The following is a 14,689-nucleotide window of genomic DNA, read 5'->3' on the forward strand; positions in this document are numbered from 1 at the left end:
ATGACAATCTCAAAGATTTGGGCCGGTTCGCTGGCGCTGTTCGCGGCAGTGAGCTTACCCTTGCAGGCGGCGTCGCCGGTGAAGGTCGGGTCGAAAATTGACACCGAAGGCGCGCTGCTCGGCAACATCATTTTGCAGGTGCTGGAAAGCCACGGCGTCAAAACGGTCAATAAAGTCCAGTTAGGTACCACACCGGTCGTGCGCGGCGCGATCACTTCGGGCGAACTGGATATCTACCCTGAATACACCGGTAACGGCGCGTTCTTTTTTAAAGATGAAAACGATCCGGCGTGGAAAAATGCGCAAGCAGGCTTTGAGAAAGTCAAAAAACTCGATGCAGAGCAGAATAAACTGGTCTGGTTAACGCCTGCTCCCGCCAACAATACATGGACTATCGCGGTACGTAGCGATGTCGCCGAAAAGAATAAACTCACCTCCCTGGCCGATCTCGGGCGTTATCTGAAAGCGGGCGGCACCTTCAAACTGGCCGCCTCCGCTGAATTTATCGAGCGTGCTGATGCGCTGCCGGCGTTTGAAAAAGCCTACGATTTCACGCTCAGTCAGGCGCAACTGCTTTCGCTGGCGGGGGGTGACACCGCCGTGACCATTAAAGCGGCCGCGCAGCAAACGTCTGGCGTCAACGCCGCGATGGCCTACGGTACGGATGGTCCGGTCGCCGCACTGGGGCTACAGACCTTAAGCGATCCTAAGGGCGTTCAGCCCATTTATGCGCCAGCGCCTGTGGTGCGTGAGGCGGTACTGAAGGCGTATCCGCAGATGACGGAATGGCTGCAACCGGTGTTTGCCAGCCTCGATGAAAAAACGTTGCAACAACTTAATGCCAGCATTGCCGTTGAAGGGTTAGACGCCAAAAAAGTGGCGGCTGATTATCTGAAACAAAAAGGATGGGTGAAGTAAAAGGACGACAAAAGGTTGGGTGACGTGTCCAAAGTCAGTATTCAGCGCGTATTGTTGCTGCTGGTGATTCTTTCAGCCGCTGCCGTCGCGCTGCCGTTTGTGAACTATGCGCCGAATCGCCTGGTATCGGGAGAGGGACGACAGATCTGGGCTCTCTGGCCGGGTTCGGTGTCGATGCTCACCGGTGCAGGCTGCGCCCTGCTGGCATTGTGCTTTGTGCCAGGAAGAAAAGGGGCCGTGTGTACGCTGGTGGTGACGCAACTACTGGTGATCCTGATGCTGTGGAGCGTAGGCCGGGCAGCGACGTATCTGGCGGAAACCGGGACACCGCTGGCGCGAACCAGCGTAGGAAGCGGTTTGTGGCTGGGGCTCGCGCTGGGATTACTGGCCTGCAGTGACGCTATCCGGCGGATTACCGCGCAACCACTCTGGCGCTGGGTGTTACATGCGCAGATGGCGATTATTCCCGTCATACTCCTGTTGACGGGGACGTTCGACGACCTTTCATTACTCAAAGAGTACGCTAACCGCCAGGATGTCTTTGATGATGCGCTGGCTCAGCATCTGACGCTGCTGTTGGGGACCGTATTGCCCGCGCTGGCGATTGGCATTCCGCTCGGTATGGGATGTTATTTTTCACCCTCTCTGCAGGGGCCGGTATTTACCGTCCTCAATGTGATCCAGACCGTTCCTTCTGTCGCCCTGTTTGGTCTACTGATTGCGCCGCTTGCCGGACTGGTAAAAGCGTTCCCCTGGCTTGCCACGGTGGGCGTGGCGGGAACCGGTTTGACGCCTGCGCTGATCGCGCTGGTGCTGTATGCACTTTTGCCGCTGGTACGTGGTGTCGTGGCCGGGCTGAATCAGGTTCCCCGCGATGTTCTGGAAAGCGCACGCGCGATGGGCATGAGTACCGCTCAGCGATTCCTTCACGTGCAGTTGCCGCTGGCGTTGCCGGTCTTCTTACGGAGTCTGCGCGTGGTGATGGTTCAGACCGTCGGGATGGCCGTCATTGCGGCGCTGATTGGCGCTGGCGGTTTCGGCGCGCTGGTGTTTCAGGGACTGCTCAGCAACGCCGTGGATCTGGTGTTGCTGGGGGTGATCCCGGTTATCGCGCTGGCGGTACTGATTGATGCTCTGTTTGACTTAGGAATTGCTCTGCTGAAGGTAACCCACCATGATTGAATTTAGCCACGTCAATAAAACCTTTGGTGAGCACAACGCGGTTAGCGACCTGAATCTGCACATTAAAGAAGGCAGTTTCTCGGTACTGATTGGCACCTCGGGATCGGGAAAATCCACCACCCTGAAAATGATTAACCGGCTGGTGGAACATGACAGCGGCAGGATCCGCTTTGCTGGCGAGGAGATTCGCCGTCTGCCGGTGCTGGAACTGCGTCGACGAATGGGTTATGCGATTCAGTCGATTGGCCTGTTTCCGCACTGGATGGTGGCACAGAACATCGCCACCGTGCCGCAACTGCTGAAGTGGCCGCGCAGAAAAATTGATGAGCGGGTGGATGAATTAATGGCGTTGCTCGGGCTGGAAGAGGGGTTGCGCGAGCGCTATCCGCACCAGCTTTCCGGTGGACAGCAGCAGCGCGTGGGCGTGGCGCGTGCGCTGGCCGCCGATCCGCAGGTGCTGCTAATGGATGAACCGTTTGGCGCGTTGGATCCGGTCACGCGCGGGGCGCTGCAGCAGGAGATGACCCGTATCCATCGTTTGCTGGGGCGAACCATTGTGCTGGTGACGCACGACATTGATGAAGCGCTGCGGCTGGCAGAGCATCTTGTACTGATGGACAGCGGTAAGATTGTCCAGCAGGGGACGCCATTGGCGATGCTGACGGCCCCGAACAATGACTTTGTGCAACAGTTTTTCGGTCGCAGTGAACTGGGGGTGCGACTGCTGTCGCTGCGAACTGTAGCAGATTATGTTCGCCGGGATGAGCATATTGACGGAGAGGCGCTGACGGAAGAGATGACCCTGCGCGATGCGCTTTCGGCGTTTGTCGCGCGTGGCTGTGAGGTGTTACCGGTGGTTAACCCGCAGGGCATTGTGTGCGGGACGCTGCATTTTCGCGATCTGTTATCGGAGACGCTGGCGCATGAAACGACTGCGTGACCCGCTGCTCTGGCTGATCGCGCTTTTCCTGCTGATGCTGGCAGGTTTACCGCACAGCCAGGCCATTTTCGCCAGCCTGTTTCCCGAGCTTCCACGTCCGGTTTACCAACAGGAGAGTTTTCTCGCGCTGGCGCTGGCCCATCTCCGGCTGGTGGCCGTGTCGAGCCTGTTTGCCGTGGTGATTGGCGTGGGGGCCGGGATTGTAGTGACACGGCCGTGGGGAAGAGAATTTCGTCCGCTGGTGGAGACCATTGCCGCCGTTGGACAAACCTTTCCGCCCGTCGCGGTACTGGCGATTGCGGTGCCGGTGATGGGGTTTGGTCAGCAACCGGCCATAATAGCGTTGATTTTGTACGGCGTGTTACCCATTCTGCAGGCGACGCTGGCGGGGATAGGCTCGATCCCGGAAAGTGTGTGCAGCATTGCCTGCGGTATGGGGATGAGTCCGGGACAACAGTTACGCAAGGTTGAGCTGCCGCTGGCGGCACCGGTGATTCTGGCTGGTGTACGAACGTCGGTGATTATCAATATTGGCACCGCGACCATCGCGTCGACGGTGGGCGCCAGCACGCTCGGCACACCGATTATCATTGGGCTGAGCGGATTCAACACAGCGTATGTCATTCAGGGCGCGCTACTGGTCGCGCTGGCAGCGATCATCGTTGACCGCCTGTTCGAACGGTTAGTGCGACGCCTTAGCCGGCACGCAGAATGAAGGTATAGCCTGCAAGCATCACGCCGCCAATGCCACCGATGGCCATGAGTAAAAAGAGGGTGATCACACCGATTTTTGCTACGCTCATGATGTTCTCCTTATGTTAACTCAGAGATTATACAGAGAAGCGTAGGTGTTAATGAATCATTAAATGCCAAGTGGGTAAATATCGTGTCCTTCCGCGCGCCAGACATTCAGCTGCTGCTGCTGTGCCGACGTCTGATTTTCACCGCACCACACCAGTAAAGTACGTCCTTCGAACAGATCCGGGCGAAACTGGCTCAGTGAATGGGCCAGTACGTCAACCCGCCATCCTTGTTGACTGGCGACCCAGCCTTCCAGCCACAGACGGGTGGTATCGTGAATATTCCAGCCCACCACCAGCGCATCTTTACCCTGTTTTTTTCTGGCTGAGGCGAGGCAAATGGCGATGTAATTGATCAGTACGCCATCAAGGATCCCCAGTAGCGCCAGGAGGGTCGGTTGTTGGCACTGCAATCGCCGACGTAGCGGAAGAAAAAGATGAGTGGTCAGCGTTTGCGCCGGGTAATCCTGGCCACGCTCTTTCAGCCAGACCCGCAGGCTGTGCAGGTTGTTATTTTGCAGGTAGTGCAGCAGGGTTTCCTGTTGTTCACGCCAGCCGTTTTGCAGGTCCACGTTTTCATTGCTCAACAGCATTTTGACTTTGCTGACCTGCACTCCGTTATCTATCCAGCGCTTGATTTCGCGGATCCTGTCGATATCCGAATCATTGAACAGGCGATGTCCCCCGTCGGTACGCTGGGGTTTCAACAATCCATAACGCCGTTGCCATGCGCGAAGCGTAACGGGGTTAATATCACAAAGCAAAGCCACTTCACCTATGGTGTAAAGCGCCATCATTTTATCCTTGCTCGCGAGGTCCCAGTCTAACTTTAGTCGCTCTTTTTCGAACCAGGTAGTTTTGTCTGTTTATTGTTCAAATGAGGGGCGGTTTTAGCAGCCCACCAGCACTTTTGTGTGATTTCTCTTACGAATTTCTCATTTTATGCAACAGTTCAAAGACAGCTCCCGCGAGTCGATGTATGTTACGCCGTTTACTTCGATGTGTGGTCTGCAGGTATGTACGAGTTTAATCTGGTGTTGCTGCTGCTTCAGCAGATGTGCGTGTTTTTGGTTATCGCATGGCTGATGAGTAAAACTCGTTTATTCATACCGTTGATGCAGGTTACTGTCCGCTTGCCGCACAAACTGCTGTGCTACGTGACCTTCTCCATTTTCTGTATCCTCGGCACCTATTTTGGTCTGCATATTGACGATTCCATCGCCAACACACGGGCGATTGGCGCGGTGATGGGCGGTCTGCTTGGCGGACCGGTCGTGGGTGGACTGGTGGGGCTGACCGGAGGCCTGCACCGCTACTCAATGGGCGGCATGACGGCGCTCAGTTGTATGATCTCCACCATCGTTGAAGGATTGTTGGGCGGTCTGGTGCACAGTGTGCTGACACGGCGAGGACGCACCGATAAAGTTTTTAATCCGCTGACGGCCGGGGCAATTACCTTTGTCGCCGAAATGGTACAGATGCTGATCATTTTGCTGATCGCCCGGCCGTTTGACGATGCTTACCGACTGGTCAGCAATATCGCCGCCCCTATGATGGTCACCAACACCGTCGGCGCGGCGTTGTTTATGCGTATTTTGCTCGACAAGCGGGCGATGTTTGAAAAATATACCTCCGCGTTTTCCGCCACCGCGCTGAAAGTGGCGGCCTCCACCGAGGGGATCCTGCGCCAGGGATTCAACGAAGTGAACAGCATGAAGGTGGCGCAGGTGCTGTACAAAGAACTCGATATTGGCGCGGTGGCAATTACTGACCGCGAGCGGCTGTTGGCCTTTACCGGTATTGGCGACGATCACCACCTGCCGGGCAGACCCATCTCCTCCGGTTATACGCTGCGGGCCATCGAGACGGGCGAGGTGGTTTACGCTGACGGCAACGAAGTGCCGTATCGCTGCTCGTTGCATCCGCAGTGCAAGCTCGGCTCCACGCTGGTCATTCCCTTACGCGGTGAAAACCAACGGGTGATGGGCACCATCAAACTCTATGAAGCGAAAAACCGGTTGTTCAGTTCTATTAACCGAACGCTGGGTGAGGGGATTGCGCAGTTACTCTCCGCGCAGATCCTCGCCGGACAATATGAACGTCAGAAAGCGATGCTGACGCAGTCCGAAATTAAACTGCTGCATGCGCAGGTCAATCCGCATTTTCTGTTTAATGCGCTCAACACTATCAAAGCGGTGGTGCGTCGCGACAGTGAACAGGCGAGCCAACTGGTTCAGGACCTTTCCACCTTTTTCCGTAAGAACTTAAAGCGTCCGTCGGAGATCGTCACGCTGGCCGATGAAATTGAGCACGTCAATGCCTATCTCCAAATTGAGAAAGCGCGATTCCAGGCGCGGTTGCAGGTGAGTTTAAACGTGCCGGAAGCGCTGGCTCATCAACAGTTGCCAGCCTTCACCCTGCAACCCATCGTCGAAAACGCGATTAAGCATGGGACGTCGCAACTGCTGGGAACCGGGGAGGTGTCCATCACCGCCCGTCAGGAAGGGCAGTACCTGATGCTGGATATTGAAGATAACGCCGGGTTGTATCAGCCTTCCGCAAACGTCAGCGGCCTGGGTATGAATCTGGTGGATAAGCGCCTGCGTGAACGGTTTGGCGATGATTATGGTATTAGCGTAGTCTGCGAACCGGATTGCTTTACCCGAATAACCCTACGATTGCCCCTGGAGGAGACGCATGATTAAAGTGCTGATTGTGGATGATGAACCGTTAGCGCGGGAAAATCTGCGGATCCTGTTACAGGAACAAAGTGATATTGAAATCGTAGGCGAGTGCGCCAACGCCGTTGAAGCGATTGGCGCGGTGCATCGACTGCATCCGGACGTGCTGTTTCTGGATATTCAAATGCCGCGTATCAGCGGGCTGGAAATGGTCGGGATGCTCGACCCGGAGCATCGTCCGTACATTGTTTTTCTGACCGCTTTTGACGAATACGCGATTAAGGCCTTTGAAGAGCATGCCTTTGATTATCTTCTCAAACCGATAGAAGAGGCGAGGCTGGAGAAAACCCTTAGCCGTCTGCGCCAGGAGCGGAGCAAACAGGACGTATCAGTATTGCCGGAAAACCAACAGTCGCTGAAGTTTATCCCCTGTAGCGGCCATAGTCGGATCTATCTGCTGCAAATGGATGATGTCGCTTTTGTCAGTAGTCGCATGAGCGGTGTTTTTGTCACCAGCAGCGAAGGCAAAGAAGGCTTTACGGAACTGACGCTCAGGACGCTGGAAAGTCGCACGCCATTGCTGCGCTGCCATCGACAGTATTTGGTTAACATGGCGCAGTTACAGGAAATTCGCCTGGAAGATAACGGTCAGGCGGAGTTGATATTGCGTAATGGGTTAACCGTTCCGGTCAGCCGCCGCTATCTTAAAAGTTTGAAAGAGGCGATTGGCCTGTAAAACTGATACACTGCGCGCCATTGCATCATCGACAGTTGAAGGCTCTATGCTTAGTAACGATATTCTTCGTAGCCTGCGCTACACCCTGAAAGCCAATAATAACGACATGGTGCGCATTCTTGCGCTGGCTGATATGGAATCCACCTCGGCGGGTTTCGATACCTGGATGACCAAAGAAGATGAAGACGGGTTTGTCCGCTGCCCGGATATTATTCTCTCCGGATTTCTGAATGGTCTGATCTACGAGAAGCGCGGCAAAGATGATTCAGCGCCTGAACTGGCGCTTGAGCGTCGGGTGAATAACAACACGGTGCTGAAAAAACTGCGTATCGCCTTTTCGCTGAAAACGGATGATATTCAGGCGATCATGACCCAACAGAACGTTCGCGTTTCAATGCCGGAAATTACCGCCATGATGCGTTCTCCGGACCATAAAAATTACCGCGAGTGCGGTGACCAGTTCCTGCGTTATTTTCTGCGCGGATTGACGGCGCGTCTGCACGGCACTAAAGGCTGAACTGAAAGCGACGACCAGGCCGGATGCCTGGTCGTCGTCGTTTGATTATTTCACTTCTTTAAAACCTGAGGCTTCCAGCATTTTCTGGCTCTGTTTCATGCTGATACCGTTGCTCGGGTCACCCGAGAATTGCGTGCCCATCACGCCCTGCAACTTTTTAAAGTCAACTTTTTCCATGTCAACAGACACGCTTTCTTCAGCATAACCGTCCTTATAGGTCAGCTTCTCTTCCACGCCGGGAATGTTTTGATATTTTGCACTGATCGGATCAAGGATCTTCGCTGCGTCTTCTTTGGTTTTTACCCCTAAAGATGCAAAGTTGATTTTATTTTGCGAAGTCTGCTTAATGACTTTGTCACCCTTGTAGGTATAGGTCATTACGATCTCAGTGCCATTGACGTCTGCTTTGAATGTTTTGCTTTCTTCCTTGTCGCCACATCCTGCCAGAGAGAAAACGAGAACTGACGCGAAAACGACCGAAAAAAACGTATTTAATGCTTTCATGTAAAACTCCATTTTATTAAACAGCTGGTGCTCAAAAAAATCGCACCGGATATGTATACCAGAGAGAGACAGGAAAGGGGAAAGAAACACAGGAGATATGTCTGAAAATGAAATGTGAAACATCTGAAAATCACCCGGTCTGGCGCCCGAGGACGATATCGCAAAAAAAGCGCCGCGAGAGCGGCGCCTGAGGGATGACTTATTTAACCTGATGTCCTGGTTTCGCGCCTTCATCCGGGCTCAGCAGGAAGATATCTTTTCCGCCAGGACCGGCAGCCATCACCATCCCTTCTGAGATACCGAAACGCATTTTGCGCGGCGCCAGGTTTGCCACCATGACCGTATGACGGCCAATCAGCACCTGCGGATCCGGATAAGCAGAACGAATACCGGAGAAGACGTTACGCTTCTCGCCGCCCAGATCCAGCGTCAGGCGTAGCAGCTTGTCCGAGCCATCAACCAACTCGGCGTTTTCAATCAATGCCACGCGCAGATCGACTTTGGCGAAATCGTCAAAGGTAATGGTTTCCTGAATCGGGAAGTCCGCCAGCGGGCCGGTTACCGGAGCAGTCATCGCTTTCACCTCTTCTTTCGAGGCTTCTACCAACGCTTCCACCTGCTTCATATCGATACGGTTATACAGGGCTTTGAACGTGTTGACCTTGTGGCCAAGCAACGGTTGCGCAATAGCATCCCAGCGCAGTTCCGTATTGAGGAACGCTTCGACGCGCTCGCTCAGGGTTGGCAGAACCGGCTTCAGGTAAGTCATCAGCACGCGGAACAGGTTGATGCCCATTGAGCAAATTGCCTGCAGATCGGCATCGCGACCTTCCTGTTTCGCCACAACCCATGGCGCCTGCTCGTCCACATAACGGTTTGCGACATCAGCCAGCGCCATGATTTCACGAATCGCTTTGCCGAATTCACGACTTTCCCAGGCTTCGCCAATCACCGCCGCCGCATCGGTAAAGGTTTTATACAGTGCTGGATCGGCCAGTTCAGCCGCCAGCACGCCATCAAAACGCTTGTTGATAAAGCCAGCGTTACGGGAGGCGAGGTTTACCACTTTATTGACGATATCGGCGTTTACGCGCTGGACGAAGTCTTCCAGGTTCAGGTCGATATCATCAATGCGCGAAGAGAGCTTCGCGGTGTAGTAGTAGCGCAGGCTGTCAGCATCAAAATGGCTCAACCAGGTGCTGGCCTTAATAAACGTGCCTCGGGACTTGGACATCTTCGCGCCGTTGACCGTGACATAGCCATGCACGAACAGGTTAGTCGGTTTGCGGAAGTTACTGCCTTCCAGCATGGCCGGCCAGAACAGGCTGTGGAAGTAGACGATATCTTTGCCGATGAAGTGATACAGCTCAGCGGCTGAATCTTTCTTCCAGTATTCGTCGAAGCTAACGGTATCGCCGCGCTTATCGCACAGATTTTTGAAAGAGCCCATGTAGCCGATTGGCGCATCCAGCCAGACATAGAAATATTTACCGGGTGCATTCGGGATTTCAAAACCAAAGTAAGGGGCATCGCGGGAGATATCCCACTGCTGCAGGCCGGATTCAAACCATTCCTGCATTTTGTTCGCTACCTGCTCCTGCAGCGCGCCGCTACGGGTCCACGCCTGCAGCATTTCGCTGAAAGAGGGCAGGTCAAAGAAGAAGTGTTCGGAGTCACGCATCACCGGCGTTGCGCCAGAGACCACGGATTTCGGCTCGATCAACTCGGTCGGGCTGTAGGTCGCGCCGCACACTTCGCAGTTGTCGCCGTATTGATCCGGAGATTTACATTTCGGGCAGGTGCCTTTCACAAAACGATCCGGCAGGAACATGCCTTTTTCCGGATCATAGAGCTGAGAAATGGTACGGTTCTTAATAAAACCGTTCTCTTTCAGACGGGTATAGATAAGCTCAGACAACTCCCGGTTCTCATCGCTGTGCGTGGAGTGGTAGTTGTCATAGCTGATGTTGAACCCGGCGAAATCCGTCTGGTGTTCCTGACTCATTTCACCAATCATCTGCTCCGGGGTAATGCCAAGCTGCTGTGCTTTCAACATGATTGGCGTGCCGTGGGCGTCGTCGGCGCAGATGAAGTTGACCTCGTGGCCGCGCATTCGCTGGTAACGGACCCAGACATCAGCCTGGATGTGCTCCAGCATATGGCCGAGGTGGATTGAGCCGTTGGCGTACGGCAGCGCGCACGTTACCAGAATTTTCTTCGCGACTTGAGTCATAGTAGGTATTACTTCTTCTCTGTTGAAAGGGGGTTCTGATGTTACCTGAAAGGTAATAACTACGCCAAGAATTAAGGGCATCAAACCACAAATGAATAATTGTTACCGCTGGAGTACACTACCTCACTACAATTGACCTTTTCAGAACAACAAAAAGGAGTCGGGATGAACGTACAATCCCAGGCCAAATCACCAGAAACCCTGCGCGCAATGGTCGCCGGGACGCTGGCGAATTTTCAGCACCCCACCCTGAAGCATAATCTGACGACACTCAAAGCGTTGCACCACGTCGCCTGGATGGACGATACGTTGCACGTTGAACTGGTCATGCCGTTCGTCTGGAACAGCGCGTTTGAAGCGTTAAAAGAGCAATGCAGCGCCGATTTGCTGCGCATTACGGGCGCGAAGGCAATTGACTGGAAGCTTTCGCACAACATTGCCACCCTGAAGCGCGTGAAAAATCAGCCGGGCGTGAACGGCGTGAAGAATATTATCGCGGTGAGTTCCGGTAAAGGCGGCGTCGGTAAGTCCTCAACTGCGGTCAATCTGGCGCTGGCGTTAGCGGCGGAAGGGGCGAAAGTGGGGATTCTGGACGCCGACATTTATGGTCCGTCGATCCCGACTATGCTGGGGGCTGAAAATCAGCGTCCCACTTCACCGGATGGCACTCATATGGCGCCGATTATGTCCCACGGGCTGGCGACGAACTCCATTGGTTATCTGGTCACCGATGACAACGCGATGGTGTGGCGTGGGCCGATGGCCAGTAAAGCGCTGATGCAGATGCTACAAGAAACGCTGTGGCCGGATCTGGATTACCTCGTACTGGATATGCCGCCGGGCACCGGTGACATACAGCTGACTCTGGCGCAAAACATTCCGGTCACGGGAGCCGTCGTGGTCACCACGCCGCAGGACATCGCGCTGATCGACGCCAAAAAAGGCATCGTCATGTTTGAAAAAGTTGAAGTGCCGGTTCTGGGTATCGTCGAAAACATGAGCATGCATATCTGCAGCAACTGTGGTCATCATGAGCCGATCTTTGGTACAGGTGGCGCGCAAAAACTGGCTGAGCAGTATCACACGCAGTTGTTAGGCCAGATGCCGCTACATATCAGTCTGCGTGAAGATCTCGATCGCGGCACACCGACCGTTGTCAGTCGTCCGGACAGTGATTTCACTGCAATGTATCGTGAACTTGCCGATCGTGTCGCCGCACAACTTTACTGGCAGGGCGAAGTGATTCCGGGGGAAATTGCCTTTCGCGCGGTTTGATATTTCGTGATCTTTGTTCACCGCATGAGAAGCCAATGGCTGCGGTGAACAAATACGTTTAACGATTTTATCTGTGTGCTCACTTTTCGCTAAGAGAAGGGCGTCTGCTGTCAGCGGTGATAAAAAATCTCGCCGTCGTAGGCTTTGAGAATTTTGCCGTCAGCATCATTGATCAGTACATACGCCCCGCCCATATAGGTCCAGTGTGTCCCGGCATCCGGTGCGGGTAAATTTCGCAACTTCCACTGCTTGATGCTGTACTCGTCGGTACGATACATCTCTGGCACTGTATCGCCTGGTTTGAAATGGGTGAAGTCAGCGATGAAGCCGCTGAGTTCGTACTGATCAATCCCCTTCGCGGCGACGGTTGTGGCGGGTGCGGCCCAGACCGCACTGGTTGCGAGCAGCAGCGCGCCCATCACCAATTTATTCTTCATACTTCTACGCTCCACTGTTAGGACCTTCAAAATCAATCGTATATCTTTCCCGGCCTTCATGATAACTGACAAGTGCTGGTTTGTTAGATTCCCGGAAATTTCGTAAAAAATGTAAACGGTTTTTTGTCTGACAACTGCACTATAGAAGAATACGGCCAAAAATGATGGTGTCAGACAGCGTTTTCGGACCACTGGCTACCAGTGCCACGATCCCCAGATGCAGAAATGCAGGCGTTCGGCATACATCACGCCGGCAATGAAGCCCACAGAAATCAGAACGGAATACAGAAAAAAATAAAGGATGATTAACGTTAATGAGATGGATTTCATTTGCAAATACGCATGGTAAAATTGACCGCTAGAAAATGGATATAACAATTAATTAATGTCAGCATATAAATAATCTTGCACGGATACTATGGCGGAGTGAACGCTTTTCAATGTTGATAAATATTATATTATTAAATCTATTTAATAGCAGGAAACCAATAATAATTGATGACATTGTGTTTATGTACTGTCTACGTTAATTTTTTGCTAACTTAAGCTATCCAGAGTAAAGAGATTGCCAGGAGTACTCTTAATATTAACGGTAAGACCGTCTGTTTATCCCGGTAATACAGAAATTATATTGACAGGATGAAAGGGTAAAAATATCCTGCTCGTTCAGTATTGATATAAAATTCACGGCTAGCCAGCTGTGTTATTCTTTTTGTTAATTAATGATGGTGATGGTAGTTATGAAATGGTTAAGCATAAAAAAGAGTGTTTATGTTCTGGTTATAGCCAGCGTATTGTCTGGTTGTGCTTCGGAAAAAGAACGTCTCGCGCGCTGTGAAGCAAAAGGCGTGAGCCGCGATGTATGTTATCAGGTCGATCAGGCTAATCAGCAGACGATCATCAACAACGCGCAACAAAACGCTTATGCGAACGCGCGTGAAGCGGTAAAACAGCATGCGCAGACAGCGAAGAAAAAAACAGTATATTCCTTTGAAGGAATGGAAATTAAAAAGGTCAATACCGGTATAAATATTAACGGGTTGCCCGCTGCTGTTGTGGAGAAAGAAGAAAATGCGACGGTGTATCAGCAGGGGTTACATTATTTTATCGTATATAAAACGGGACGATTAGCGGTACTTAACGAGCAGCGTCAGATGCTGGGCTGGGCAAAATAAAAAATCATTGCCTCCTAATCTGCTGTTCTTACCCCGGATAAGACAATGTTGATATCTGCCGCGCCAGGAATAAGCTAATAAACGCCGACGGTATCATTATTCATGTGGCGCTTCAGGTTGAAGCGCCACCGTTTTAACCGATACCTTAGCGTCGTTCTTACCAGCCTAATGAAGCAGAAGCCGCTACGACGGAATCACCATCAGACGTTCCGGCATAGCTAACCGTTGCAGCGACATTCTCTGCGAATTTATGGCGATAGCCCATCGCATAACCTTGTTCACTTTTAAAGTCAGCAGCGCCAACAGCAATAGCATTATCAGTATCTACATAGTGAAGCCCGGCGATAGACGCGGCCCCTGCAATGCCACTACGATATTCTTTACGATCGTCGTTTTGCTGTTTTTCCATCGAAGAGAAGCGCGAATTATTTTGATTTTCCAGGGTTGTAATACGCGTTTCATGGTTAGCTAACTGCGTGGTGTGAGTCTGAATGACGCCATCTTGCGCTTTTTGTTTAGTTTGCACGTTAGTCACAGCGATCTGATTAGTCGCTGCATGCTGTAAAGCCGTGTCTGCTTTACTACCATTAGTGCTAATTAACACGTTTTGATCGTTATCGACAATTTTCTGGTTTGCTTTGTTAGTGGCAATATCATCACGATTTTTAATGATTGCCTGACCGTCATATTGTTCATCCAGAGTGACACGTTGTACCAGGTTATCATGATCGGTACGAATTTGTTGTGCATAAGCGGCAACATTATTCACCTGAGTTACATCCGCTTTACCCGCTTCCAGAGCGGATATTTGCCCTTCATGCTTTTGTAAATCATACGTAGCGCCATCAATACCAGAGACAAAAAAAGCCCCTTGGGTCGTGGGATTCGTGACCACTGCTTCAACGTTAGCCGCCTGGGCTGCAGGGGCAAGGGAAGCAAACAGAGCAGAGAAAACGGCAACAGCAATAATGGATTTATTTACAGATTTCATTTCAAAGTCTCACATTCAAAACACGATATAAAAACAGCGATCTCCACTCTATTTAATGGTGAGTGTGATTTAACAGTTGTTAATAAAAATGGATGTCAACATTAATAATACGTTCAGAGCATCCTGATTGAGAATTACCTTAATTCGTGAGGCGAACTATCCACTAATGGCAGTCGAATAATCTTGACTTGGATCACATTTGAATTTAATAAGTAAAGAGGTGTTTCGAGTTATAGTTGGATTATTTTAATGTAAACATTAATAACCCATGCGGCGTAAGGCATCGTCAGGAAAAATATA

15 protein-coding genes are annotated in these 14,689 nt (G+C 52.0%); 9 read left to right on the forward strand and 6 right to left on the reverse strand.

The window, feature by feature from the left end:
* From osmF to KE671_RS19745, 4 genes are read left to right on the forward strand one after another with little or no spacing between them, the layout of a single operon-like run.
* The gene (gene osmF, locus KE671_RS19730; RefSeq protein ID WP_206164261.1) at positions 1 to 918 is read left to right on the forward strand and encodes a glycine betaine ABC transporter substrate-binding protein OsmF; all 918 of its coding nucleotides are present in this window, start codon (positions 1 to 3) and stop codon (positions 916 to 918) included.
* Between the two features lie 15 nt (positions 919 to 933).
* Entirely contained in the window at positions 934 to 2,100 is a 1,167-nt protein-coding gene (locus tag KE671_RS19735) for an ABC transporter permease (RefSeq protein ID WP_206164262.1), read from the forward strand.
* Entirely contained in the window at positions 2,093 to 3,040 is a 948-nt protein-coding gene (locus tag KE671_RS19740; RefSeq protein ID WP_206164263.1) for an ABC transporter ATP-binding protein, read from the forward strand. The genes KE671_RS19735 and KE671_RS19740 overlap by 8 nt, the downstream gene beginning before the upstream one ends.
* On the forward strand, positions 3,024 to 3,755 hold the full coding sequence (locus tag KE671_RS19745; protein WP_206164264.1) for an ABC transporter permease: 732 nt from the start codon (positions 3,024 to 3,026) through the stop codon (positions 3,753 to 3,755). The genes KE671_RS19740 and KE671_RS19745 overlap by 17 nt, the downstream gene beginning before the upstream one ends.
* Here KE671_RS19745 and KE671_RS19750 read toward each other — a convergent pair.
* Entirely contained in the window at positions 3,736 to 3,843 is a 108-nt protein-coding gene (locus tag KE671_RS19750) for a protein YohO (protein ID WP_042318015.1), read from the reverse strand. The two genes, KE671_RS19745 and KE671_RS19750, sit on opposite strands and share 20 nt — an antisense overlap.
* A gap of 59 nt (positions 3,844 to 3,902) precedes the next feature.
* A complete protein-coding gene (mlrA, locus tag KE671_RS19755) occupies positions 3,903 to 4,634 on the reverse strand; it encodes an HTH-type transcriptional regulator MlrA (RefSeq protein WP_206164388.1) in 732 nt (243 codons plus the stop codon).
* Positions 4,635 to 4,856: 222 nt separating this feature from the next.
* Between mlrA and KE671_RS19760 the strand changes: the two genes are divergently transcribed.
* Genes KE671_RS19760 through KE671_RS19770 form a run of 3 tightly spaced genes read left to right on the forward strand, consistent with a single transcriptional unit; the run spans position 4,857 to position 7,774 of the window.
* On the forward strand, positions 4,857 to 6,545 hold the full coding sequence (locus KE671_RS19760) for a sensor histidine kinase (protein WP_206164265.1): 1,689 nt from the start codon (positions 4,857 to 4,859) through the stop codon (positions 6,543 to 6,545).
* Entirely contained in the window at positions 6,538 to 7,257 is a 720-nt protein-coding gene (gene btsR / locus KE671_RS19765; RefSeq protein ID WP_152403628.1) for a two-component system response regulator BtsR, read from the forward strand. Before KE671_RS19760 ends, btsR begins: the two co-directional genes overlap by 8 nt.
* Before the next feature lie 46 nt (positions 7,258 to 7,303).
* Complete coding sequence (locus KE671_RS19770; RefSeq protein ID WP_206164266.1) at positions 7,304 to 7,774, forward strand: DUF1456 family protein; 471 nt, start codon at positions 7,304 to 7,306, stop codon at positions 7,772 to 7,774.
* Positions 7,775 to 7,819: 45 nt separating this feature from the next.
* Here KE671_RS19770 and KE671_RS19775 read toward each other — a convergent pair whose 3' ends face one another.
* Both KE671_RS19775 and metG read right to left on the reverse strand, forming a co-directional pair.
* The gene (locus KE671_RS19775; RefSeq protein WP_206164267.1) at positions 7,820 to 8,278 is read right to left on the reverse strand and encodes a YehR family lipoprotein; all 459 of its coding nucleotides are present in this window, start codon (positions 8,276 to 8,278) and stop codon (positions 7,820 to 7,822) included.
* Between the two features lie 199 nt (positions 8,279 to 8,477).
* Positions 8,478 to 10,511 (reverse strand): methionine--tRNA ligase, encoded by a 2,034-nt coding sequence (gene metG, locus KE671_RS19780; protein ID WP_206164268.1) that lies wholly within the window; start codon positions 10,509 to 10,511, stop codon positions 8,478 to 8,480.
* Between the two features lie 165 nt (positions 10,512 to 10,676).
* On the opposite strand from metG, the gene apbC reads away from it, so the two are divergent.
* Complete coding sequence (gene apbC / locus KE671_RS19785) at positions 10,677 to 11,786, forward strand: iron-sulfur cluster carrier protein ApbC (RefSeq protein ID WP_206164269.1); 1,110 nt, start codon at positions 10,677 to 10,679, stop codon at positions 11,784 to 11,786.
* A 110-nt stretch (positions 11,787 to 11,896) separates the two neighbouring features.
* On the opposite strand, the gene rcnB is transcribed toward apbC, so the two are convergent.
* Positions 11,897 to 12,223 carry an RcnB family protein gene (rcnB, locus tag KE671_RS19790; protein ID WP_206164270.1) on the reverse strand — a complete coding sequence of 109 codons (327 nt, stop codon included), beginning with the start codon at positions 12,221 to 12,223 and terminating at the stop codon, positions 11,897 to 11,899.
* Positions 12,224 to 12,963: 740 nt separating this feature from the next.
* Between rcnB and KE671_RS19795 the strand changes: the two genes are divergently transcribed.
* A complete protein-coding gene (locus KE671_RS19795; RefSeq protein WP_206164271.1) occupies positions 12,964 to 13,398 on the forward strand; it encodes a hypothetical protein in 435 nt (144 codons plus the stop codon).
* A 157-nt stretch (positions 13,399 to 13,555) separates the two neighbouring features.
* Here KE671_RS19795 and KE671_RS19800 read toward each other — a convergent pair whose 3' ends face one another.
* Positions 13,556 to 14,389 (reverse strand): YadA C-terminal domain-containing protein, encoded by an 834-nt coding sequence (locus KE671_RS19800; protein ID WP_206164272.1) that lies wholly within the window; start codon positions 14,387 to 14,389, stop codon positions 13,556 to 13,558.
* Positions 14,390 to 14,689 lie beyond the last annotated feature (300 nt).

This window comes from Citrobacter amalonaticus, assembly GCF_018252635.1.
Classification (GTDB): domain Bacteria; phylum Pseudomonadota; class Gammaproteobacteria; order Enterobacterales; family Enterobacteriaceae; genus Citrobacter_A; species Citrobacter_A amalonaticus_E.